The organism is Cognatilysobacter lacus, from assembly GCF_008274655.1.
Lineage (GTDB): Bacteria > Pseudomonadota > Gammaproteobacteria > Xanthomonadales > Xanthomonadaceae > Cognatilysobacter > Cognatilysobacter lacus.
Map to the genome: position 1 here is coordinate 1 of NZ_VTRV01000032.1, position 22,201 is coordinate 22,201.

Genomic DNA, 22,201 nt, shown 5'->3' on the forward strand with positions numbered 1-22,201 from the left:
TGCCGTTGCCCACCACGTAGGCCGCGAAGGGCGGCGGCGGCAGCGCGACCTGCGGCGCAGGCGGTGCGGGGGCCGGGCCGGTGTCGATCACCGCAAAAGTGGCGATCGCGAGCCCGGCAAGCGCCAGGCCGCCGAGGATCCAGAGGCGGTTCATGTCGAGTCCCGCGCAGGGCCGGCGCGATCGTCGATCACGTGGCCGTCGTCCATTTCGACGATGCGATCGGCGTAGTCGTGGATGCGTGGATCGTGCGTGACCACCAGCAACGCGCGCGACGCATCACGCGCCACCTCGCGCAACTGGCGCATCACCGACTGCCCGGTCGCATGGTCGAGCGCGCTGGTCGGCTCGTCGCAAACCACCAGCGCGGGGCTGTGCACGAGCGCGCGCGCGATCGCGACGCGCTGCTGCTGGCCGCCGCTGAGCGTCATCGGGTAGGCATCGCCACGGTCCGCCAGGCCGACCTGCCCGAGCACGACCCGCGCCCGCGCAACGGCCACGCGCTCATGCACGCCCTGCAGCATCAGCGCGACGGCGACGTTCTGCGCCGCGGTCAGCGACGGCAGCAGGTTGAAGCCCTGGAACACGAAACCGACGTGGTCGCGCCGGAACGCGGCGCGTTCGACTTCCGGTCGGCCCGACAGCGACTGCCCGAGCACTTCGCAGCTGCCGCCGTCCGGCGTGAGCAGGCCCGCGATGATCGAGAGCAGCGTCGACTTGCCGCAGCCCGACGGGCCCACCAGCAGCGTGAGTTCGCCGGCGCGCACGTCGAGGTCGAGCGCGCGCAACGCCGGCGTCGCCGTGTCGCCGCGCCCGTACGTCTTTGCCAATCCGCGGCAGCGTACCGCGGGCGTTGGCTGCATCGCCGGTGCGGTCGAGCTCACTCGATCGGCTGGTCGAGCATGAGCTCGCGCACGAAGCGGACCGGCGGTGCGCCGTAGCTCAGCACCTTGTCGTGGTACGCGCGCTGGTCGAATGCCGGGCCCAGCTTGGCTTCGACGGCCTTGCGCGTGTCGTACTGCTCCTGCACGCCGACGAAGTAGGTCGGCAGCTGCGCGCTGCTGAGCTGCGTGCGAACCCACTTGCCAGCGGCTTCGCGCTCCTGCTGGAAGGCATCGTGCGTCATCAGGTGCATGGCCTGCTCGCGGCTCCAGCCGTCGACGTGCACGCCCTGGTCGAGGATCGCGTTGGAAATCGTGCGCAGGTAGAACTTGAGCTGCACGAGGCGGAACAGCGGGTCGTCACCCATGTAGCCGTTGGTGGCCATCATGTTCTCGGCGTAGACGGCCCAGCCTTCGGCGAACAGGCCCGAGCGCAGCACGCCGCGCAGCGTCGACGGATAGCGCGCGGAATACGCGCCTTCGAGGTAATGGCCGGGCATCGCCTCGTGGATGGTGAGCAGGTGGATCATCCGCGAGTTGTATTCACGCAGGAACGATTCGGTCTGCGCGGCCGTCCAGTCGTCCGGGATGGGCGAGATCGCGAAGTAGGTGTCCAGGCCCTTGTCGAGCGGGCCCGGCGAATCGCAGTAGGCCACGGCGACGCCGCGCTGGAATTCCGGCATCAGGATGATCTTCACCGGGTCGCTGGGCACGCTGACGAGGTTCCTGTCGCGCACGAATTGCGTGACCTGCGCGAGCGCCGATTTGGCGGCGTCGACCACGCCGTCGCGGCTCGGATGGTCGCGATAGGCCAGTTCGAGCGCCGCCTCGATCGCCTTCTGGCGCTGGTCGTCGGTGGGGTTCGCCGGCAGCGCGGGCGCGCCCTTCCTTCCCTTGAGCACGGTCTGCGCGATCGCATACATCTCGCCGCGAACGCGCGTGATCTCGGCCTTGGCGCGATCGCCGATCTCCTGCCGCGACAGCGACGACATCAGCGCGAACTTCAGCTTCTGGTCGTAGAGCTCGCGGCCGATGCGGAAGTCGCCCTTCGCGTTCGGCACCAGCGTCTTGTCGAGCCACGTCTGCTGCTCGGCCACGGCCTTGCGCAGGGTCGCCACCGCGGCATCGAGCCGCGCGCGATCGGCGCCGGCGAGCTGGCCTGCGTTCGGCGTGATGAATTCGTCGACCAGCTGCAGCACGCCCGCGTTCTGCTTGGCCACGGTCTGTGCATGGATCAGCGGCACGCGCGCGGGATCGAGGTTGGCCCGCATCTGCGCGAACAGCGCCGGCAACTGCTCCATGCGGGCGGTGGCGGATTTCAGGCGCTGCGGCATCGGCGCGAAGTCGCGTGCCATCAGGTTGTAGATGGCGCCACCGGCGAGCCCGTTGTACACCTGCGGATCCCAGGCCCAGCTCTGGAACGCCTGCATGTTCCAGACGTCGGACTGCAACTGGTTGCGCAGGATCAGCGCGTCGACCTGGTTCTCGCGCGAGAGCTGCGTGCGGTCGATCGCATCGAGCCTGGCGAGCAGTTGCTGGCTGAAGTCGACGAGCTGCTGGCGCCCGTTGGCGGAGAGGTCGTCGATGCGATCGTCGAAGCGGTGGTCGCCCAGCTGCGTGGCGGAAACGGGGTTGAGCCGCATCCAGCCGTCGAGCCATTCGTTGGTGACGGCCTGGAAGCGTGCGTCGGCGGTCTGCGTCGCGCCGGCTACGGGCGGGGTGCCTGCGGAGGGCGCGGGCGCCATCGTCTGGCAACCGGCGAGCGCGAGGGTAAGCAGGGCGAGGGCGGGAACGTGACGACGCATGGGTGGCTCCTGTCAGGCAGGACGCCAGCATACGAGGTCCGGCGCATGCGCCGCGATCCAGCGGAACGACAGGCCCGGGAGTGCGACGCACAAAAGAAGACGGCCCCTTTCGGGGCCGTCTCCAACGCCTGGATCTTACGGATCGCTTACCAGGAGAAGCCGGCGCCCGCGCCGACCGAGCTGTCGTCACCCGCGAACGCGCCGCCGACGGTCACCACGACCGAGTCGGAAACCGCACGCTGGTAGCCGAACGCCAGCGCGTTGGCGCCGCGGTAGTTGCCGACGCCGATCGCGAGGCGATTCGGATGACGTCCACCCGCCGCGGAAGCCGTCATGTTCGACATTGCTGCCGACATTGCGCCCACCTGGCTGATCTGGTGACCCTGTTCGTTGAAGCGATCGTTGACCGACGTGCTGAAGTTCGAGAAGTCGAGCGACAGCGACTGGATCTTCGAATCGGTGTACGAGTTGGCGGAGGACAGCGTCGCGGTCGACTTGGTGTCGGTATACGTGCGCGAGGTCTGCAGCGTGGCTGCGTCACCCGTCGCCGCATTCGACTTGGCGGCCGCCAGCGTGGCGGCATCCCCGGCATCGGCGTGCGTGTTGGCGATGGCCACCGAGTTGTTCGCGGTGGTCAGCGCCGTATTCGCCGTGCCCTGCGCCGCATCGGCCTTCGTCACTGCCGTGTTGGCCGTCGACTGCGCCGCATCGGCCTTCGTCACTGCGGTGTTTGCAGTGCTCTGGGCTGCGTTGGCGGAGGTCTGCGCGTTGTCGGCCGTGGTCTGCGCCGTCGCCGCGTTCGCGATCGCGGTGTTCGCCGTGCCCTGCGCCGCATTGGCGGAGGTCTGCGCGTTGTCCGCCGTGGTCTGCGCGGTCGCCGCATTGGCGAGCGCCGTGTCCGCCGTGGTCTGCGCGGTCGTTACGGTGGCGCTCACCGCCTGCAGCTGGCTGAGGTTCACCGCGTCCGTGCCGGCCGTCGCGGCTGCGACGTTGGTCAGCTGACGCTCGGCACCGGCGGCGCCGAACGAGACGCTGTTGAGGCGATTGGCGATCGAGCCGTAGCCGACGGCGGCGGAATTCACCGAGTTGACCTGGGTGTTGGAGCCGAGCGCAGTGCCGAAGTTCGACGTCGCCGCGATGAAGGCGTTGTAGCCGAATGACGCGCCGTACGTGCCCTGCGCCGTGGCCCCGTTACCGAAAGCCGAGCTGTTTGCACTGCCTGCGGTCGCGGAGTATCCGAAAGCCGAGCTGCCGAAGCCCTGCGCAAACGCCGAGCTGCCCACGGCCGTCGCGTATTGCGCACCGTTGGCAACCCGGGCCGACGACCCGATCGCTACCGAGTTGCCCGCGTTGTCGCCGATCGTCGTCGTGTTGCCGATCGCGATCGCGTTCTGCGAACCCGCGCCGCCGGCCGTGCCGACGCGCGCGCCGGTTGCTGCCGACGTGCCGCCGCCCAGGGCGATGGAACCCTGCGACGCCGTCGCCGAGTTACCCAGAACCTGACCGAAGCTGCCCAGCGCGACGCTGGACGTGCTGGTGGCCGTGTTGGAGTAACCGAACGCCGACGATGCCGCGCCGGTGGCGGTGTTCGACCGGCCGAACGCAGAGCTGTCCGTGCCGTTCGCCGTATTCGCGAAACCCAGCGCCGACGTGTTGAGCTGCGACGCGGTGTTGCCAAAGCCGACCGCCGTGCCGTTCTGGCCGGAGGCGATGTTGCTGAAGCCGACGGCGGTCGTGGCGCGCTCCGTGGCCTGGTTCTGCTGGCCGAAGGCGCTGGCTTCCTGGAACGAAGCGGTGTTGCCGCGGCCGAAGGCGTTGGACGCCAGCGCGCTGGCGACGTTGCCCGTGCCCACCGCGTTGGCCTGCACGCCGGTCGCCTGGTTCGAGTTGCCGACGGCGCTGCTGCCCGGGCCCGACGATACGTTGCCGCGGCCGAGTGCCGAGGAGTCATCGCCGCCGGCACTGTTGCCCACGCCGAACGCGCTGCTCGACACGCCCGCGGACGTATTGATATAGCCGACCGCTGCCGACGAAACGCCGGACGCCGTGTTGGTGAAGCCGAGCGCGCTGCTGTCCTGCGCGCCCGCGTCCGTCACGTTGTGATAGCCGAGGGCGCTGCTGCCCTGGCCCTGCGCCTGGTTGTTGTTGCCGACGGCGCTGCTGAAATTGCCGGTGGCCTGATTGGCGAAGCCCACCGCCGAGGTGTCCTGGCTGGCGGCGAAGTTGCTAACGCCGAGCGCCGACGCGTTGTCGCCCTGCGCCGTATTCTGGACGCCCGATGCCGAGCTGTACTGGCCGCTGGCAAAGTTGTTTGTACCCACGGCCGAGCTGTAGGCATTCGATGCGGTATTCACATAGCCGAGGGCACTGGTCGCGACGCCCGTGGCCGAATTGGCGAAACCGACCGCGGAGCTGTCCACCCCGTTTGCCTGGTTCTGCCCGCCGATGGCATTGGAATTGAGGGCCGAGGCAGTATTCGCAAAGCCGATCGCCGCGGCATTTATGTCGGTGGCATTGTTCATCCTGCCCACCGCGCTGCTGTTCCCGCCCTGCGCGGCATTCCCGTTGCCGAGTGCCGAGGCGTCGTCACCGGAGGCATTGTTTGCGAAACCGAAGGCGCTGGCCCTCAGGCCGCTGGCCTGGCTCGTGTTGCCGAACGCCGAGGCCTCCTGGCCGGTGGCCGAGTTAGCAAGGCCGAAGGCCGAGCTGTTGAGGATGTTCGCGATGTTGTTGAAACCGAACGCCGACGAATTCTGCGCGAGCGCCTGGTTGCCGAAACCGAAGGCAGAGGAGGCGCGCTGCGTCGAGAGGTTGCCGGTGCCGAACGCCGTGGCGTCGAAGAAGTTGGCGATGTTGTTACGGCCGAACGCGGCCGATACCAGGCCCGTGGCCTGGTTGCCAACGCCGAACGCCGAGGCTTCCTGGCCGGTCGCCGTGTTGTTGTAGCCGCACGCTGCCGCGTTGAGGCCCGGGGAGGTGCTGCCATCGGTGTTCTGGGTGACGTTCCCGTCGGGCGTCATCACGCAGGTCTCGCCGGCCGCGGCAGGCGCGGAGTACGACAAGGAAACCGCGATCGCAGTGGCGATGGCGAGGGCAAGCTGGGTATTACGGGTCATGAAGGTCCCTGGGTATGGACCGATGGGCGCAAACGTGCGCGCCGGCACCGCAGTGGTGCACTGGATCGATCGGTCGCCGGGGACGCTACAGGTCGTCTGCTACTCGCGGCACGTTTCATTTGCGATACGTGTCACGGCCGTGGGGAGCCGCCGCTCACCGTCTGAATGTGTCGCTGATGAGCCTGAATGCGACGCGCGTGCGACCGGCGCGCGCGCGTTCGGGACGCCGCGCGGCGGCGCGGCGAGCCGCTTGCGCAGAATGAATATTCAGGCAGCTGCCCCGGTGCGCGCGCTCGGGCTCAGCCCGCCCCGCAGCACTTCTTGTATTTCTTCCCGCTTCCGCACGGGCAGGGCTCGTTGCGTTCCGGCGTCGCCTCGCGACGCACCGGTTCGCGCGGGGTCAGCGCTTCGATGCGGTGGTGGTGCAGGTCGTTGAGCATGCCGGGCAGGCTGCCGATGATTTCCAGGCGCTGCCGGTATTCGAGCGGCACGCCTTCCGCGGTCGGGTCGTCGCCCATCACTTCGCCGCTTGCGAGGCGATCGAGCAGGTCGAAGATCTCCTCGATCCAGTCGTTCTCGTCGAGCCAGCCCTCCCACGCGGCTTCGCGCAGTTCGACGCCGGCGAAGAAGCCCATCGCCCAGTCACGGCCGACGTCCAGTTCGTCGTCCTCATGCTCGTCGAGGTTTTCCGGCAACCACAGCAAGGGCGCATGGCTGTCGGGCAGGTCGTCGTCGCCGAAGCGGACGCGCTGCTCGGCAGTGGCGGCGTGCGCGGTGAGCAATGCACGCACGTCGCGTGCCTCGTCTTCATCAGCCCAGCGCGGCGGACTGCCCCACACCGCGGGCTCCCATTCCTCGTAGGCGATCGCTTCCGGGGACAACGCGATCGCGGTCAGGTAACCGTCGAGTGCTTCCAGGTTGAAGCCCTTGAACGGCACGGCGCGCAGGTCGAGCAGCTCGGACAGCTGTTCGAGCTGGGCATCGCTGAGGGGGACGACTTTCATGGCGGTGCTCGGCTCGACGGGCGGCCATGGTAGTGCGCGCATGGCCGCGAGGCGAAAAAAAAGCGCGGCCGAAGCCGCGCCGGAGAGATTCGTAAAGGTTCAGCGCACGTCGAAGTCGCGGCTCTGCACGACGGTGCCGTCGTGGCTGATCTCGACCCGGTACTTGCCGACCGGCCAGCCGTCGGGCTTGCTGATATGGAATTCGTGCGTCGTCGCGCTGGTGCCGGCGGTCAGGTCCTTGCTCTGGGTGTCGACCTGCTTGGCCGTGGCCTTGCCGTCAGTGCCGAGGTAGGTCCAGCGCGCGCCGAGCTTGCCGGTGGTATTGGCCGGCGTGGTGATCGATGCGTAGAGCGTGTCCTTCGTGCCGAACGAGGTCATCGGGCTGGCGACGCGGTTGTCGGCGCCCACCGAGGTGCCGAGCTGTACCTCGCTGATCGCGTCGGCGGCCGCGGGGCTGGGCGTGGACGTCGGCGGCAACGGGGCCGGCGCTGCCGGCATCGTGTCGGCGGGGGTCGCGGCCGGCGCCGTGGTATCGGTGGCGGTCGTCGTTTCGTGCTTCTTGCATGCAACGAGCGCGGTCGATGCGATCAGTGCGACGGCGATGAGGCGGGCAGTCGGGTGGGCCATGGGGGATCTCCAGTCAGGCATGGTCGTCGGACGCCGGGACCAGCAACACCTGGCCCGGGCGGATGAGGTCGGGGTCGTCGAGCTGGTCGCGGTTGGCGTCGTAGATCGCGTGCCAGCGGCTCGCATTCCCGTAGAAGTGCTTCGCGATGTGCGAAAGCGTGTCGCCCTTCTGCACCGTGTAGTGCTGGGGCTCGCGCTGCGTGCCGGTGCCGCCACCACCCTGCACGGCGCTGGTGCCGCCCTGCACGTTGGAGAAATCGGGGGACGATGCCGGCACGGATGAATTACCCGAACGGACGTTGGAGAAATCGGGAGTCTCGGGATTCATGACCATCCGCCTGTGTCGGGATGGCCCCACCGTCGCACCGCGTTCGTTAAGGCGGCGGTAGGTGGCCGTTAACGAACGCCCCATTCATTGCCGTTCGTCGCGTGCCGCGGCAGGCACGGGCGCGCCGGGCGTCCCGCGCCACGGATTGATGTCCAGGCCGCCGCGCCGCGTGTAGCGTGCCTCGACTGACAGCAGGGACGGCGACGCCAGGGCCATGATGTCGGCGAAGATCCGCTCGACGCACTGCTCGTGGAACTCGCAGTGATCGCGGAACGAAACGATGTAGCGCAGCACGCTGGCATGGTCGAGCGCGCGCCCGCGATAGGTGATCGTCACGCGTGCCCAGTCCGGCTGGCCGGTGACCGGGCAGTTCGACTTGAGCAACGCGCTCGTCAGCGTCTCCTCGACGATGTCGACGGGTTCGCGCACCGCGAGCAGCGTCGCGTCCGGCGGGCCGTACACGGTGACGTCGGTTTCGAGAGTGTCCAGCAGGACGTTGGCGCGCGGACGCTCCACCGGCGGCAGCCCGAACGACACCAATACGTCACCGCCCGCGGCACGCGACAGGTCGGCGGCAATGCGCTCGCGCACGTCCTGGTAGTTGTCGAACACGGTCGCGTTGAACGAGTTGAAGTAGAGCTTGAGCGACTTCGACTCGATCAGGTTCGGCGTGTGCGCGGGAATCACGAGGGTTGCGGTGGCGACATGCGGCATGCCGCGGCTGTCGAGCCACGACAGCTCGTAGGCGTGCCAGCGGTCGTGGCCGACGAAGGGCAGCGGCGAACCGATCCCGATCGCTTCACGGCCCTGCGCGCGCGCGATCGGAAACAGCAGCGACGCGTCGTAGGTGGACGGATAGTCGACGTGGCGGCCGAGCGGGATCGAAGCGCCGGATGTCACGCCTTCGCTGCCTCGAGGTAGTCGAGCGTGGCCTGCAGCATCGCGCGCAGGCCGATGTCGAGCGATTGCTCGTCGAGCTTGAACTCCGGCGAGTGGTTGCCCGGCGCGGTCTGCGGATCAATGCCCTGCGAGGTGGCGCCGACGAAGAAGAACAGGCCCGGCACTTCCTTGGCGTAGTACGAGAAATCCTCGGCGCCCATCTGCAGCGGCGGCTCGATGACATTCGCGTCGCCGACCACGGCCTTCAGGCTCGGCAGCATGCGCGCGGTCAGCGCCGGGTCGTTGTAGGTGACCGGGTTGCCTTCGGTGTCGGGTACGTTCGCCTCGACCGTCGCGCCGTTCGCCGCCGCGACATGCGTCGCGACGTTCTTGAGGTCCGCGAAGATCTTCTGCCGCATGCCTTCGTCGAAGGTACGGATGGTGCCGATCATCTTCACGTCGTCGGGAATGATGTTGTAGCGGATGCCGCCGTTGATCGCGCCGAACGTCACCACGGCGGGCAGCCTGGCGATGTCGGTGCGCCGCGACACGATCGACTGCGCGCTGGTCACGATCTCGCTTGCCGTCACGATCGGATCGATGCCGCCCCATGGCCGCGAGCCGTGCGTCTGCCGGCCATGCACCGTGATGTTGAAGCGGTCGCTCGCCGCCATCTCCGGCCCGCTGCGCACCGCGATCTGCCCGACCTGCACCGTGGAGAACACATGCAGCCCGAACACGGCGTCGGGCTTGAAGTCCTTGAACAGGCCTTCCTTGAGCATCAGAGACGCGCCGCCCTGCTCGCCGACCGGCGCACCTTCCTCGCTGGGCTGGAAGATCAGCATCACCTGCCCCGGTAGCTGCGCGCGCATCTTCATCAGCGACTGCGCGATGCCCAGCAGGATGGCGGTATGCGCATCGTGGCCGCAGGCGTGCATCACGCCGGTGGTCTGGCCATTGAACGTGGTGGTGACCTTCGACGCGAACGGCAGGTCGACGCGCTCGGTGACCGGCAGCGCATCCATGTCGGCGCGCAACGCGAGCTTCGGGCCCGGCCTGCCGCCCTGGATGATCGCGACCACGCCGTGGTGCGCGATGCCGGTGCGTGGCGTCAGCCCCATCTTGCGCAGTGCGTCGGCGACCGCCTTCGAGGTGCGTTCCTCGCGGTTGGACAGCTCGGGATGCTGGTGGAAGTCACGTCGCCAGGCCACGACCTGCGCCTGAACCGCCTTGGCCGCGGCATCGACCTCGGGGCGTTCGGCCGCGTGCGCGGCCGGGGCGAGGGCGGCGAGCGCGGCGACGAGCGATGCAGTCAGGACGGCGAGGCGCATGCGGCGTAATCCATCGAAGCGGAGCATCGATGCTACCCCAGAGTTCCAGCACGCCGGCTGCAAAACGCCGCGCATCGTGCGAGGCTCGGCACCGACTCCATCCATCGGGCTGACCTTGTCGACTTCCTCCCAGCGCCCGCTCCAGGGCGACGCCGCGCTCGTGCGTGCCATCGGCGTGTTCGCGCTGGCCGCCGCCGTCATCAACTCGACCATCGGCGGCGGCATCTTCCGTATGCCGGGCGCGCTGGCCGCGCAGGTCGGCAGTGCCGCGCCGCTCTCGCTGGTGGTCGGCGCGTTCGCGATCATCCCGATCGCGCTGTGCTTCGCCGCCGCCGGTAGCCGCACGCATGCCACGGGCGGGCCGTACACGTACGTCTCGGTCGCGTTCGGTCCGTTCCTCGGGTTCGTCGCCGGTGCGCTGATGTGGATCAGCCACGTGGCGTCCAGCGCGGGCGTCGCGGCCTCGTTCGCGCAGCAGGTCGCCAACCTCGAGCCGGCGTTCGGCACGCCGGGCGCGCGCGCCGCGTTCATCATCGGCACGTACGCGCTGCTGTTCGTGCTCAACGCGTTCGGTGTCAGGCTCGGCGCGCGCGCGGTCGCCACGCTGGCGACGATCAAGCTAGCGCCGCTGGTGTTGCTGGTGCTCGGCGGGTTGGCCTTCGTCGACTGGAGCGCGGTGAGCTTCAGCCCCGCCGACGTTCCGTCGATCGGCGCGCTCGGTGGCTCGCTGGTGCTGGTGATGTTCGCGTACTCCGGAATGGAGACCGCGCTGGTGCCGTCCGGCGAATTCAGCGACCCCGCGAAGAACGTACCGCGCGCCACGGTGGTCGCGATCCTGCTGGTGGTCGCGCTGTACCTCGGCCTGCAGATCGTCGGGCAGGGCGTGCTCGGCCCGGCGCTGGCGACGAGCCCGATTCCGCTCGCCGACACCGCCGGAAAGCTGTTCTACGCGGGCCGCACGCTGCTGCTCGCCACTGCGTGCGTATCGATGGGCGGCTTCCTGCTGGGCAACCTGCTGGGCTCGTCGCGCCTGCTGTTCGCGCTCGGTCGCGACGGCTACCTGCCGTCGATCTACGGTCGCGTGAGTGCGAGCCACCGCGTGCCGCTGATGGGGCTTGCGACGCATGCCGGGCTCGCTTGTTTCCTCGCCGTGCGCGGCAGCTTCGACGCGCTCGCCGCCGTGTCCGGCGGTGCGATCTGCGTGGTCTACGGCGTGGTCGCGCTCGCTGCGTGGCGCCTGCAGCGCATGGGCGTCGCCGAGCGCGGGGCGCCGTTCCGCATGCCCGGCGGTGCGCTGGTGCCGCTGATCGCGGCCGGCATCATGACCGCGATCCTGTTCACGCTGAAGGGTGATGAGTGGCGTGCGATCGCGATTTCGCTGGCCGTGCTGGTGGCGGTCTACGCGGTCCTGCACGCGCTGCGACGCGGACACGCCCCGGCGTCGCCCCCCGGCGCGTGAGCCGGGCACGCGCGGCGCAGGTGCTGCAGCAACCGGAACGCGCCGATGCCGATGAACTTCATCTCCACCGACGCGTAGCGCCGCGCGACCTGCTGCTGGCGCTGACCTACGTGGTCGTCCCGTTTTCAATCCTGGTGCAGCGGTTGACGATCGGCGCGGTGGCGCGCCGCGCTGCGTGACACTCAGCTCAGCTCAGCGCGGCCGCGTGGTGCGCGACGTGTTCGCCCATGAAGCTTGCGATGAAGTAGTAGCTGTGGTCGTAGCCGGGGCGCAGCCGCAGATGAAGCGGATGTCCCGTCGCCTCGCAGGCCGCGCGCAGCCGTTCGGGCTGCAGTTGCGAGTCGAGGAATTCGTCGTCGAGGCCCTGGTCGACGAGCAGCGGCAGGCGCTCCACCGCCGTGCCCGCAAGCGCGCACGCATCCCACTCGTTCCACGAGGCGCGGTCGCTGCCGAGATACGCGGCGAACACCTTCGCGCCCCACGGCACCTTCGACGGCGCGACGATCGGCGAGAACGCCGACACGCTGCGATAGCGGCCGGGGTTGCGCAGCGCGATCACCAGCGCGCCGTGCCCGCCCATCGAGTGGCCGCTGATGCCGCGCGCGTCGTTCGCGGCGAAGGTGCCTTCCACCCACGCCGGCAACTCGTGCACGACGTACTCGTGCATTCGGTAGTGCTGGCGCCACGGCGCCTGTATCGCATCGACGTAAAAGCCCGCGCCGATGCCGATGTCGTACCCGTCGGCATCGGCCACGCCCTCGCCGCGCGGGCTGGTGTCGGGCGCCACGAGGATCAGCCCGTGCTCGGCCGCATGGCGCTGTGCGCCCGCCTTGGCGATGAAGTTCTGTTCGCTGCAGGTCAGGCCCGACAGCCAGTACAGCACCGGGCACCGGCCGTGGGCGGCCTGCGGCGGCAGGTACACGCCGACGCGCGTCGGCACGCCGAGCGCGGTCGAGTCGATCTCGTAGACGTCCTGCCAGCCGCCGAAGCTCGCGTGCCGTTCGATCCGGCGCATGTCAGAACCGGATCACGGTGCGGATCGACTCGCCACGGTGCATGAGGTCGAACGCTTCGTTGATGCGCTCGAGCGGCATCTCATGCGTGATGAACGGATCGAGGTCTATTTCGCCGCGCATCGCCTGCTCCACCATGCCCGGTAGCTGCGTGCGCCCCTTGACGCCGCCGAACGCGGACCCGCGCCAGACGCGCCCCGTCACCAGCTGGAACGGCCGCGTGCGGATCTCCTGCCCCGCGCCCGCCACGCCGATGATGACGCTCTCGCCCCAGCCCTTGTGGCAACACTCGAGGGCGCTGCGCATCACGTCGACGTTGCCGATGCATTCGAACGAGAAGTCGACGCCGCCGTCGGTCATCTCGACGATGACCTCCTGGATCGGCCGGTCATTCTCGCGCGGGTTCACGCAGTCGGTCGCGCCCATCGAGCGCGCCAACTCGAACTTCGACGCGTTGATGTCGACGGCGAGGATGCGCGACGCGCCGGCCTGCACTGCGCCCTGGATGACCGCCAGGCCGATGCCGCCGAGCCCGAACACCGCCACGGTGTTGCCGGGTTGCACTTTCGCGGTGTTGTGCACGGCACCGATGCCGGTGGTGACGCCGCAGCCCAGCAGGCAGACCTTTTCCAGCGGCGCCTCGGGCGTGATCCTGGCCAGCGAGATCTCGGGCACCACCGTGTATTCGCTGAAGGTGCTGGTGCCCATGTAGTGATGGATCGGCTGGCCCTGGTACGAGAAACGCGTGGTGCCGTCGGGCATCAGGCCGCGGCCCTGCGTCGCGCGCACCGCCTGGCAGAGGTTGGTCTTGCCCGACAGGCAGAACTTGCACGCGCGACATTCCGCCGTGTACAGCGGGATGACATGGTCGCCGGCCTGCAGCGAGGTCACGCCTGCGCCGACTTCCACCACGATACCGCCGCCTTCATGGCCGAGCACCGCCGGAAAAATGCCTTCGGGGTCTTCGCCGCTCAGCGTGAACGCGTCGGTATGGCAGACGCCCGTGGCGACGATGCGCACCAGCACCTCGCCGGCACGCGGCGGCTCGACGTCGATCTCGACGATCTGCAACGGTTCGCCAGCGGCGAAGGCGACGGCGGCACGGGATTTCATCGGCAGGCGCTCGGCAACGGACGTCGCATCCTACCGGGCGCCCCGGGCTGCGGTGTTCGGCCCGCGTGAGCCTCAGTCGACCCAGTTCCACTCGACGCCGAGCGTCAGCGCGCGCTCGGCGGCTGGCTCGAAATAACGGCCGTTCGCATCGTTGACGATCACCGAGCCGACGTACCGGCGGTCGAGCAGGTTGGCGATGCCGAGATACACACGACCGCGGTCGCCATCGTGCTGCACACGCCAGCCGACGCTTGCGTCGACGACCGTGTAGCCGTCGGTGCGCACGTCGCCGGCGGTGGTCGCGGCGACGCCGGCGACGTGCTGCGCATCCAGCTGCAGCTGCAGCCCGGTGTCGCCGCCGCGACGCAGCGCCGCGAACGTCTGGGTTCCTGGCACGCCCGGCAACGACGTGCCGGCTGGCACGATCGCGACCGGCGCGCGGCATGCGTTGCCCGTACACGCCGGGAACGCCGAACGGAACTCGGCATCCAGCCATGTACCGCTGAGGTCAAGGTGCCACGCATCGCCGAGCGGCATGCGCAGCGCGGCCTCGACCCCGCGGCGTCGCGTCGGCCCCGCGTTGCGGAAGGTCGTGCGCCCGCCGGCGCTGCTGTTCACCACCAGCTCGTCGCGCGTGTCCGATTCGAACAGCGCGACCTCGCCACGCACGCCGCGGCGATCAAGGCGTACGCCGAGTTCCGCATTGCGCATGCGCATCGGCTTCAGCAGGAAGTTCGGGCCGCTGCCGCCATCGCTGCGATAACCGAGTTCGTTGAACGTCGGCGTCTCGAAGCCGCGGCCGACCGAGCCATAGACCGAGACGCCCGGCCGCGCGCCCCAGGTCGCGCCGATCACCGGCGACACCGCGGCATAGCTGACGCGGCCGCTGTCGTCCGGATTCCCGGCGCGCACGTAGGCGTCCCGGGAATTGAACGAAACGCGGCTCGCGCGCACGCCGCCGCTCACGCTCCACGCGCCGCCGACATCCCACGTTGCCTGCACGTACGGATCGATCGATCGCACACGGTCCTGCTGGTCCTGCCGCGGTGCGCCGCGCACGCCCACCGTGCTGCCGACGAAGTTCTCGTAACCCCTGCGCGACTGGCGCTGCTGTTCGACATCGAGTCCGAGCACGACGTCGAACGGACGCGCCGCGAGCCGGTGATGCGATGTCCAGCGGGCGTCGACGCCGCCGAACGGCGCGTCGAGGTCGATCCAGCCGCCGGCACTCAGCGGACTGCGCTGCGCCTCGGGTGGCGTTGAAAGCACCTGCTGGATACGACGGCGGCCGCCGTAGGCGAGCACGTGCAGGCCGCCGAGTTCGTAGATCGCGCCGAGCTGGGCCTGCCGCGCGCTCTTGCGCGTGTTGAAGCGCAGCGCGCCGGCGCTGGCCTGGCGGGGGGCGCTGTCGACTTGCGCGCGCGTAAGGCCCTGCGGATCAAGCACGTCGGGCGACTCGAATGCATTGGCGACCAGCATGACGCGGCCCGCGCCCAGCGGCATGCTGAGCTTCGCGTCGAGCCCGCTGCGCGTGGCGGCGCTGTGGTCGCGATAGCCCTCCGTCGAGAAGCGCGAGGCACCGATCGCATAGTCGACATCGCCGGTTGCGCCGCGCAGGTTCGTGCCGACGCGCCACGTATCGAAGCTGCCGACCGAGGCCTGCACGCCGACGCGACCGGGGGCGCCGCCGTCGTCGGTGTCGAGCAGCACGACGCCGCCGGCGCCGTTGCCGTACAGCGCCGCGAACGGGCCGCGCAGCACTTCGATGCGCGTGGCGTCGCCGAGCGGGAAGTGCGAGACCTGGCCCTGCCCGTCGGGCATCGTGGCGGGAATGCCGTCGACATAGAGGCGCACGCTGCGGATGCCGAAACTCGCGCGCGTTCCGAAGCCGCGGATCGAGATCTGCTCGTCCTGCGCCCAGTTCTGCCGGGTGCGCGCCAGCACGCCGGGCACGCCGGCAAGCTTCTCCGACAGTGACGCGCCATTGCCGCTGGTGTCGAGATCGCGGCCTTGCAGCACGTCGACCGCGGCGGGCGTGCGATCGATCGCGCGCGGCGCACGCGTGGCGACCACCTGCACGCGGTCGAGCGTGGCGGGGTTGGCGGGGGGCGGGGCGGTCTGGGCCTGGGCCTGGGCGACGCCGGTCACGGCGAGCAGGCAGAGAGATAGGGGTCGGGTCACGCGTAAAGCCTAGCAACGTGGATCCAAGCGGCCGTGTGATGGCAGTGCGACCGCGCGTGTCGCCATCCGCGGGCTGAACGAACGGGCTGCCCCACCCCTGTGCCACATGGATTTCACCCCGTCTTGAAAACACCGCCCCTAGCGTCGGCTCCACGCACCGGATACGGAAGCAGCCATGAAGGCGATCACGACCTCGACCGAACGGGCCAAGCCGGCCGCGACCCGGGATGCACCGGAGCGCCGCGTGCGCGTCTCCGACGAGCTCTACGAGTTCCGTCGCTACAACTATGCCGAGGGCTGGGACAGCGACGACGTCGCGCTCGGCTGGGTCGACGAGTCGATCGTCGAGCTCGGTTCGCGCCGCCTGCATTGAGGCGATCGCGGGTCGTCGCTGACGATCCGCCGATCCGAGAAGTCCACGTGCGCTGACGACCCGCCACCGCGGACGCGACGCGCCCGCCGTGCGCATTCCGGACCTTGCTGACACCGCGCCGGCGCGACCGCAGGTCGCACGGCGTCGATCCGGTCCTTCACGCGCCCGATACGCTGTCACACTCGGATCGCGACCGCCGCGTGGCGGGATCGCATCCGGTGGGACCACGCACGAGGCTGCCATGAATCGACCGATCCGACTGTCCATGCCCGTGCTGGTGCTGATGCTGGCGATGTCGGCCGGCTGCCGTCCCGACCCCAACGCCTTGCCGGCCGGCGTCGACCCGCCGCCGCCCGTCACCGCCGACAGCGACACCGGCGGCTCGCTCAAGGGCGACTTCGGCCCGCCGCAGGGCGAACCGATCAAGGCGGTGCTGACCCAGCCGCCGCTGGTGCCGCCGGCCACGGGCCGCAGTGCACCGGCCAAGGTGATCGTCGAGCTCGAAGTGCAGGAGAAGGAGATGGAGATCTCCGACGGCGTCACCTACACGTTCTGGACCTTCGGCGGCACCGTGCCCGGCAGTTTCATCCGCGTGCGCCAGGGCGATACGGTCGAGCTGCACCTGCGCAATGCGCCGGGCAACAAGATGCCGCACAACATCGACCTGCACGGCGTGACCGGGCCCGGCGGGGGCGCCGCGTCGACGTTCACCGCGCCGGGCCACGGCTCGCAGTTCACGTTCAAGGCGCTCAACGCGGGCCTGTTCGTCTACCACTGCGCCACCGCGCCGGTCGGCATGCACATCGCCAACGGCATGTACGGGCTGATCCTGGTCGAGCCGCCGGCGGGCATGCCGCCGGTGGACCACGAGTACTACGTGATGCAGGGCGACTTCTACACGACCGGCAAATACCGCGAGAAGGGCCACCAGCCTTTCGACATGGACAAGGCGATCGACGAGCGCCCGACCTACGTGCTGTTCAACGGCCGCGAGGGTTCACTGACGGGTGACAAGGCGCTCAAGGCGAAGACCGGCGAAACGGTGCGGCTCTACGTGGGCAACGGCGGCCCGAACCTGGTGACGAGCTTCCACGTCATCGGCGAAATATTCGACAAGGTCTGGTACGAAGGCGGCACCAAGTACCAGGAGAACGTGCAGACCACGCTGATCCCGTCGGGCGGCGCGGCGATCATGCAGTTCCACCTCGAAGTGCCCGGGACCTACGTGATGGTCGACCACAGCATCTTCCGCGCCTTCAACAAGGGCGCGCTGGCGATGCTCAAGGCCGAAGGCCCGGATCGCAAGGACATCTATTCCGGCAAGGAAGTCGACGAGAACTACGTCAGCGGGCGCGCGCTCGCCAACACGCAGGCGGTGTCGACCGCGGCGGCGGCGGCGAAGTCCGGCGCGCTCACGCTCGAACAGCAGATCGCGGCGGGCAAGGATCTCTTCGCCGGCACGTGCTCCACCTGCCACCAGGCCAATGGCCAGGGCCTGCCCGGCGTATTCCCGCCGCTGGCCGGCTCGAGCGTGCTCAAGGCGACGCCCAAGCGCATCGTCCAGATCATGCTGCACGGGCTCAATGGGAAGGTCACCGTCAATGGCAAGGACTACGATTCGGTGATGCCGCCGATGAGCCAACTCAGCGATGACGAAGTCGCCAACATCGGCACGTTCGTGCTCAACAGCTGGGGCAATCCGGGCGGCCGCGTCACCGCCGCGGAGGCCACCACCGAGCGCGCGCGACCCGCACCGGCCGCTGGCGGAGAATGAGTTGAGCGCGTTGCGACGCGTAGCGACGGCGTTGCTGCTTGGCGTTCCGCTGCTCGCGATCGCGGCCGCCGTCGGCGGCGCGTACGTCCGGCTGCCCGGCGGACCGTTCCGTTCGGCGTTGCAGTTCGAGGAGGCCAAAGCCGGCGCGCGCCGCGTCGCGCCGTTCGCGCTCATGCGGCGCCCGGTCACCAACGCCGAGTTCCTCGATTTCGTGCGTACGCATCCGCAATGGCGCCGCGACCGCGTTGCGCGCGTGTTCGCCGAGCCACGCTACCTGTCGCAATGGGCGGCGGGCGCGCAGCTGGGCGCGCGTGCGCTGCCCGACCAGCCGGTGGTCTGGGTCAGCTGGTTCGCCGCCGACGCCTACTGCCAGGCGCAGGCCGCGCGCCTGCCGACCTGGCTGCAGTGGGAATACGCGGCCGCAGCCGACGAAACGCGCCGCGATGCGCGCCGCGATCCCGCCTGGCGCGAGCGCATCCTCGGCTGGTACTCCCGACCGAATGCCTCGGTGCTGCCGCGCGCGGGACTGCAGGCGCCGAACGTGTATGGGGTGCAGGACCTGCACGGCCTGGTCTGGGAATGGACCGACGACTACGGGTCACTGATGGTGTCGAACGACAATCGCAACCAGGGCGACAACGACAAACTCAAGTTCTGCGGCGCCGGCGCCATCTCGATGCGCGATCGCGACAACTACGCGGTGCTGATGCGCGTGGCGTTGTTGTCGTCGCTCGAAGGCCGGGACGCCACGGCGAACCTCGGCTTCCGTTGCGCAAGGAATATCCGATGAGAGCGGTGCGGCTGCTGGCCGCCGTGCTGCTGCTGTCGGGCTGCGACCGTGTTTCCACGCCGGTGTCGCATGCCGCGACCGCGACGCCTGCGTCGGCTGCGAAGCCTGCACCCGCCGCGGCGCTGCCGAGTGACTCGGTGTACCAGCTGTCGCTACCGCTCACCGACCAGGACGGGCACACCCGGGACTGGCGTGCGCACCGCGGCCGGCCGCAGCTGGCTTCGATGTTCTACACGTCGTGCCGCTATGTCTGCCCGCTGATCGTCGACGCCGGCAAGTCGATCGATGCGCAGCTCACGCCGGTCCAGCGCGCGCGCATGGGCGTCCTGTTGATCAGCATGGATCCGCGGAACGACACGCCAACGGCGTTGCACGGCATCGTCGACAAACGCCATCTCGACACGAAGCGCTGGTCGCTTGCGTCGCCGCGGCAGCAGGACGTACGTGCGGTGGCCGGCGTGCTCGGTATCCGTTATCGCCAGCTCGATGACGGCAGCTTCAATCATTCAACCGCGCTGGTGCTGCTCGATCGCGACGGCCGCATCGTCGCGCGCAGCGACAAGGTGGGCCGTGACGTGGACCCGGCCTTCGTCGCGCAGGTGCGCAAGCTGGCCACCCCGTAACCAAGGGTCGACATGCGCGCGACGCGACGTCAGCCGCGATGTTCCAGCGCCAGGTATTCGGCCGAACGCATTTCGATCAGCCGCGAGGCCGTGCGCTCGAACGCGCCGGCCAGCCTCTCGCCGCGGTAGAGCGCGGGCGGATCGGCGTCGGCGGTGCAGACCAGGTTGACGTGGCGGTCATAGAACTCGTCGACGAGGTGCACGAAGCGTCGCGTCGCGTCGCCGAGCGTGTCGTCGAGCTTCGGAATGCCGCCGAGCAGCACGCTGTGATGCTCGGTCGCGATGTCGATGTAGTCGCTCGCAGCGCGCGGGCCTTCGCACAGCGCGGCGAAGTCGAACCACGCGTGGCCGTCGATGCGCGCGCGCACCGGGATGTCCCGGCCTTCGATGTGCAGCGGTGCATGCGACATGGGTGGCTGGCCGGTGATCTCGCGCCAGCGCTGCGCGAGCCACGCATCCGACTCCGCATCGAGCGGCGCTCGATACACGGGTGATCGCGTCAGTGCGCGCAGGCGGTAATCGGTGGGGCTGTCGAGATGCAGCACATGCGTGTTCGCCTCGAGCATCGCGATGGCGGGCAGGAAGCGATCGCGCTGCAGGCCATCCTTGTAGAGGTTGCGGGGCGCGGTGTTGGAGCTCGTCACCAGCGCGACGCCTTCGGCGAACAGGCGTTCGAGCAGGCGGCCGAGCAGCATCGCGTCGCCGATGTCGTTGACGAAGAATTCGTCGAGTACCAGCACGCGCAGCGTCCGCCCCCACTGTCTGGCGATGATCGCGAGAGGGTCGCTGGCGCCGGCGTGCGTGCGCAGCGCCTCGTTCACTTCGCGCATGAAGCGGTGGAAGTGCGTGCGGTGCTTTTCCTCGAACGGCAGCGAGTCGTAGAAGAGATCGATCAGGAACGTCTTGCCGCGGCCGACGCCGCCCCACAGGTACAGGCCCTGCGGCGCGGGCGCACGCACGCCGCGCACGCGGTCGAGCAGGCCGGCCCTGGGAGGATTGGCGAGCGACGCATGCAGGCGATCGAGTTCGGCGAGCGCGGGCTGCTGCGCGGGATCGAACTGCCAGTCGCCGCGTGCCACGCCGTCGGCATAGCACTGCGAGGGGGTGCCCGGGAGCCTCATGCCGCGGGGCCGGCACCGAACGCCGGCAGCTCCGCGTGCACGCCGTCCTGCATCGCCTGGCGCAGGTCGATCAGCTTGCCGTGGAAGAAATGGCTGGCAGCGGGCAGGCGGATCACGGTGGGCGCGCGACGCAGTTCCGACAGCCGCGCCAGCCAGTCGTAGACGCGCTGCGGATCGACGATCTCGTCCGCCTCGCCCTGGATCACGAACCAGGGGCCGCTGTAGAGGCCCATGTCGTCGAAGTCCCAGCTGCGGCCGGCCGGCGGCGCGATCGAGAACAGCAGGTCGGGCTGGAGGTCGTCGGCCATGCGCAGCGACACGTAGGCGCCGAAGCTGAAGCCACCCAGCCACAGCGCATGGCCCGGCCTTTCGCGTCGCACCCAGTCGACGACGGCGCGCAGGTCCGCGGATTCGCCGACGCCGTCGTCGAACACGCCAGCCGATTTGCCGACGCACCGGAAATTGAAGCGAACCGTGGTGGCGCCCAGTTCGCGCAGCGCGCGCGCGGCCATGGTCACCACCTTGTTGGTCAGGCTGCCGCCTTCGGTGGACAGCGGATGGCAGATGACGGCGACCACGTCGCGCACGCCGACGCCGGCCTCGGGAATGTCGACGGCGACTTCGAGCGGGCCTGCGGGGCCGTCGAGCATCAGGCTGACCACGCCACCGGGGGGCGCATCGGGAAAGGCGGGATTCGGCATGCGCGGCAGCCTACGTGGCAGGGCGTGAAACGACGACGCCGCCCGGAGGCGGCGTCGTGGCGATCGGAGCAGCGGGCTTACTTGATGTTCGACGTGATCCAGTCGACGGTCGCCTTGACCTGGTCGTCGGTCAGTGCCGGGTTTCCGCCCTTGGCCGGCATCACGCCCGCGGCGCCCTGGAAGCCGTGGATCGCGTGGTCGTACAGCGTGTCCTTGCCCTTGGCGATTCGCGCATCCCAGTGCGCGTGGTCGAGGGTCGGAGCGCCGCCGGCGCCGGAGGCATGGCAGCCCGAGCAGAGCTGGCCGAAGATCACCGAGCCGTCCTTGGTGCCACCGTAGGCCACCTGCGAAGCGGCAGCCGCGGCCGCCGCGGCGGAGGCCGCGGCCTGCTGGGCGGCGCCGGTCTGGCCCGCATATACCGCGCCCACCGGCGCGATGCGCTCCTCGGTGAGGTGCTGCATCAACGGGTCGCGCTCGGTCGGCAGCGATCCGTTGATGTAGAGCGCGGCCAGGATCAGGCTCAGCATCAGGAACACCAGGAAGCCGATCAGCATCGAGAACTTCTTGAGGAACACCAGATCGTAATTGCGCACGTTCCACCTTGAGCACGCCGGGGCGCGCGGGGCCGGGTTGGAGGTCGGAACAGTGGACGCGACATCGCGCCACCGGGCCGGCGAGTTTATCACTGGCCTCGCGATGGCGGACCGCCACCCTCAGGACATCGGGCTCGGGGGCGGAGGCGGGTCGGACGGCAGCGGGATGAATTCGCCGTTGTCGAGGTCCGGTAGCTTCATCCGCCCGGCGCGCCAGTCGGCCTTCGCCTGCTCGATGCGCTCGCGCCGCGACGACACGAAATTCCATTCCAGGTGTCGCGGCCCGAGCGGTTCGCCGCCGAGCACCATCACCGTCGCAGGCCCGCGGGCGACGAGGTCGGCGGCTTGCCGCGACCCCAGTACCGCCATGTGGCCGGCCGCCACCGTCTGCCCGTCGACTTCGACTTCGCCGCGAGCCACGTAGACCGCGCGGTCCACGGGCTCCGCTGGCGCCGCGAAACGCGCGCCCGCTGCCAGTTCCAGGTGCAGGT

Annotated in this window: 21 protein-coding genes; 6 read left to right on the top strand and 15 right to left on the bottom strand. The window is 69.4% G+C overall.

Going from position 1 to position 22,201, the window contains the following annotated elements; translation table 11 throughout:
* Nucleotides 1-150 precede the first annotated feature (150 nt).
* The 8 genes from FW784_RS04475 to FW784_RS04510 all read right to left on the bottom strand — a co-directional run bounded on the left by FW784_RS04475 (nt 151) and on the right by FW784_RS04510 (nt 9,969).
* Nucleotides 151-861 carry an ABC transporter ATP-binding protein gene (locus FW784_RS04475; protein ID WP_149352183.1) on the bottom strand — a complete coding sequence of 237 codons (711 nt, stop codon included), beginning with the start codon at nt 859-861 and terminating at the stop codon, nt 151-153.
* 17 nt (nt 862-878) lie between these two features.
* Nucleotides 879-2,684: a DUF885 domain-containing protein gene (locus FW784_RS04480; RefSeq protein WP_149352165.1), complete on the bottom strand. Its 1,806-nt coding sequence runs from the start codon at nt 2,682-2,684 to the stop codon at nt 879-881.
* 146 nt (nt 2,685-2,830) lie between these two features.
* Entirely contained in the window at nt 2,831-5,800 is a 2,970-nt protein-coding gene (locus tag FW784_RS04485; protein WP_149352166.1) for a hypothetical protein, read from the bottom strand.
* Nucleotides 5,801-6,099: 299 nt separating this feature from the next.
* Nucleotides 6,100-6,804: a UPF0149 family protein gene (locus tag FW784_RS04490; protein ID WP_149352167.1), complete on the bottom strand. Its 705-nt coding sequence runs from the start codon at nt 6,802-6,804 to the stop codon at nt 6,100-6,102.
* Between the two features lie 99 nt (nt 6,805-6,903).
* Entirely contained in the window at nt 6,904-7,431 is a 528-nt protein-coding gene (locus FW784_RS04495; protein ID WP_149352168.1) for a hypothetical protein, read from the bottom strand.
* 13 nt (nt 7,432-7,444) lie between these two features.
* On the bottom strand, nt 7,445-7,759 hold the full coding sequence (locus FW784_RS04500) for a LysM peptidoglycan-binding domain-containing protein (protein ID WP_149352169.1): 315 nt from the start codon (nt 7,757-7,759) through the stop codon (nt 7,445-7,447).
* An 84-nt stretch (nt 7,760-7,843) separates the two neighbouring features.
* On the bottom strand, nt 7,844-8,659 hold the full coding sequence (gene queF / locus FW784_RS04505; protein WP_149352170.1) for an NADPH-dependent 7-cyano-7-deazaguanine reductase QueF: 816 nt from the start codon (nt 8,657-8,659) through the stop codon (nt 7,844-7,846).
* On the bottom strand, nt 8,656-9,969 hold the full coding sequence (locus FW784_RS04510; protein ID WP_149352171.1) for an amidohydrolase: 1,314 nt from the start codon (nt 9,967-9,969) through the stop codon (nt 8,656-8,658). The genes queF and FW784_RS04510 overlap by 4 nt, the downstream gene beginning before the upstream one ends.
* A 115-nt stretch (nt 9,970-10,084) precedes the next feature.
* Between FW784_RS04510 and FW784_RS04515 the strand changes: the two genes are divergently transcribed.
* Together FW784_RS04515 and FW784_RS04520 are read left to right on the top strand one after the other, a co-directional pair.
* Nucleotides 10,085-11,428 carry an APC family permease gene (locus FW784_RS04515; protein ID WP_187770675.1) on the top strand — a complete coding sequence of 448 codons (1,344 nt, stop codon included), beginning with the start codon at nt 10,085-10,087 and terminating at the stop codon, nt 11,426-11,428.
* A complete protein-coding gene (locus FW784_RS04520) occupies nt 11,425-11,607 on the top strand; it encodes a hypothetical protein (RefSeq protein ID WP_149352173.1) in 183 nt (60 codons plus the stop codon). Before FW784_RS04515 ends, FW784_RS04520 begins: the two co-directional genes overlap by 4 nt.
* Before the next feature lie 8 nt (nt 11,608-11,615).
* Here FW784_RS04520 and fghA read toward each other — a convergent pair whose 3' ends face one another.
* The 3 genes from fghA to FW784_RS04535 form a co-directional block, all read right to left on the bottom strand.
* Nucleotides 11,616-12,443: an S-formylglutathione hydrolase gene (fghA, locus tag FW784_RS04525; protein ID WP_149352174.1), complete on the bottom strand. Its 828-nt coding sequence runs from the start codon at nt 12,441-12,443 to the stop codon at nt 11,616-11,618.
* A gap of 1 nt (nt 12,444) precedes the next feature.
* A complete protein-coding gene (locus tag FW784_RS04530) occupies nt 12,445-13,554 on the bottom strand; it encodes an S-(hydroxymethyl)glutathione dehydrogenase/class III alcohol dehydrogenase (protein ID WP_149352175.1) in 1,110 nt (369 codons plus the stop codon).
* Between the two features lie 72 nt (nt 13,555-13,626).
* Entirely contained in the window at nt 13,627-15,735 is a 2,109-nt protein-coding gene (locus tag FW784_RS04535; protein WP_149352176.1) for a TonB-dependent receptor family protein, read from the bottom strand.
* Nucleotides 15,736-15,910: 175 nt separating this feature from the next.
* Here FW784_RS04535 and FW784_RS04540 point away from each other — a divergent pair, with 175 nt between their 5' ends.
* From FW784_RS04540 to FW784_RS04555, 4 genes are all read left to right on the top strand, one after another.
* The gene (locus FW784_RS04540; RefSeq protein WP_149352177.1) at nt 15,911-16,108 is read left to right on the top strand and encodes a hypothetical protein; all 198 of its coding nucleotides are present in this window, start codon (nt 15,911-15,913) and stop codon (nt 16,106-16,108) included.
* A 241-nt stretch (nt 16,109-16,349) separates the two neighbouring features.
* Nucleotides 16,350-17,882: a copper-containing nitrite reductase gene (gene nirK / locus FW784_RS04545; RefSeq protein WP_235893571.1), complete on the top strand. Its 1,533-nt coding sequence runs from the start codon at nt 16,350-16,352 to the stop codon at nt 17,880-17,882.
* A gap of 1 nt (nt 17,883) precedes the next feature.
* Nucleotides 17,884-18,672 carry a formylglycine-generating enzyme family protein gene (locus FW784_RS04550; RefSeq protein ID WP_187770677.1) on the top strand — a complete coding sequence of 263 codons (789 nt, stop codon included), beginning with the start codon at nt 17,884-17,886 and terminating at the stop codon, nt 18,670-18,672.
* On the top strand, nt 18,669-19,295 hold the full coding sequence (locus tag FW784_RS04555) for an SCO family protein (protein ID WP_149352179.1): 627 nt from the start codon (nt 18,669-18,671) through the stop codon (nt 19,293-19,295). Before FW784_RS04550 ends, FW784_RS04555 begins: the two co-directional genes overlap by 4 nt.
* Before the next feature lie 29 nt (nt 19,296-19,324).
* Here the strand turns inward: FW784_RS04555 and zapE are convergent, their stop codons facing one another.
* The 4 genes from zapE to FW784_RS04575 all read right to left on the bottom strand — a co-directional run.
* Nucleotides 19,325-20,416: a cell division protein ZapE gene (gene zapE / locus FW784_RS04560; RefSeq protein ID WP_149352180.1), complete on the bottom strand. Its 1,092-nt coding sequence runs from the start codon at nt 20,414-20,416 to the stop codon at nt 19,325-19,327.
* Nucleotides 20,413-21,117 carry an alpha/beta hydrolase gene (locus tag FW784_RS04565; protein WP_149352181.1) on the bottom strand — a complete coding sequence of 235 codons (705 nt, stop codon included), beginning with the start codon at nt 21,115-21,117 and terminating at the stop codon, nt 20,413-20,415. The genes zapE and FW784_RS04565 overlap by 4 nt, the downstream gene beginning before the upstream one ends.
* Nucleotides 21,118-21,194: 77 nt before the next feature.
* Nucleotides 21,195-21,710 carry a c-type cytochrome gene (locus FW784_RS04570; protein WP_149352182.1) on the bottom strand — a complete coding sequence of 172 codons (516 nt, stop codon included), beginning with the start codon at nt 21,708-21,710 and terminating at the stop codon, nt 21,195-21,197.
* A gap of 120 nt (nt 21,711-21,830) precedes the next feature.
* Nucleotides 21,831-22,201: pirin-like C-terminal cupin domain-containing protein (locus tag FW784_RS04575; protein WP_328592705.1), on the bottom strand; the 371-nt coding region annotated here is incomplete at its 5' end.

Bases quoted from the DNA above. Each gene is read 5' to 3' on its own strand.
- FW784_RS04480 (WP_149352165.1), bottom strand. From the start codon at position 2,684: ATGCGTCGTCACGTTCCCGCCCTCGCCCTGCTTACCCTCGCGCTCGCC.
- FW784_RS04555 (WP_149352179.1), top strand. From the start codon at position 18,669: ATGAGAGCGGTGCGGCTGCTGGCCGCCGTGCTGCTGCTGTCGGGCTGC.
- fghA (WP_149352174.1), bottom strand. From the start codon at position 12,443: ATGCGCCGGATCGAACGGCACGCGAGCTTCGGCGGCTGGCAGGACGTC.
- FW784_RS04475 (WP_149352183.1), bottom strand. From the start codon at position 861: ATGCAGCCAACGCCCGCGGTACGCTGCCGCGGATTGGCAAAGACGTAC.
- zapE (WP_149352180.1), bottom strand. From the start codon at position 20,416: ATGAGGCTCCCGGGCACCCCCTCGCAGTGCTATGCCGACGGCGTGGCA.
- FW784_RS04565 (WP_149352181.1), bottom strand. From the start codon at position 21,117: ATGCCGAATCCCGCCTTTCCCGATGCGCCCCCCGGTGGCGTGGTCAGC.
- FW784_RS04485 (WP_149352166.1), bottom strand. From the start codon at position 5,800: ATGACCCGTAATACCCAGCTTGCCCTCGCCATCGCCACTGCGATCGCG.
- FW784_RS04500 (WP_149352169.1), bottom strand. From the start codon at position 7,759: ATGAATCCCGAGACTCCCGATTTCTCCAACGTCCGTTCGGGTAATTCA.
- FW784_RS04540 (WP_149352177.1), top strand. From the start codon at position 15,911: ATGAAGGCGATCACGACCTCGACCGAACGGGCCAAGCCGGCCGCGACC.
- FW784_RS04495 (WP_149352168.1), bottom strand. From the start codon at position 7,431: ATGGCCCACCCGACTGCCCGCCTCATCGCCGTCGCACTGATCGCATCG.
- nirK (WP_235893571.1), top strand. From the start codon at position 16,350: ATGAATCGACCGATCCGACTGTCCATGCCCGTGCTGGTGCTGATGCTG.
- FW784_RS04510 (WP_149352171.1), bottom strand. From the start codon at position 9,969: ATGCGCCTCGCCGTCCTGACTGCATCGCTCGTCGCCGCGCTCGCCGCC.
- FW784_RS04530 (WP_149352175.1), bottom strand. From the start codon at position 13,554: ATGAAATCCCGTGCCGCCGTCGCCTTCGCCGCTGGCGAACCGTTGCAG.
- FW784_RS04490 (WP_149352167.1), bottom strand. From the start codon at position 6,804: ATGAAAGTCGTCCCCCTCAGCGATGCCCAGCTCGAACAGCTGTCCGAG.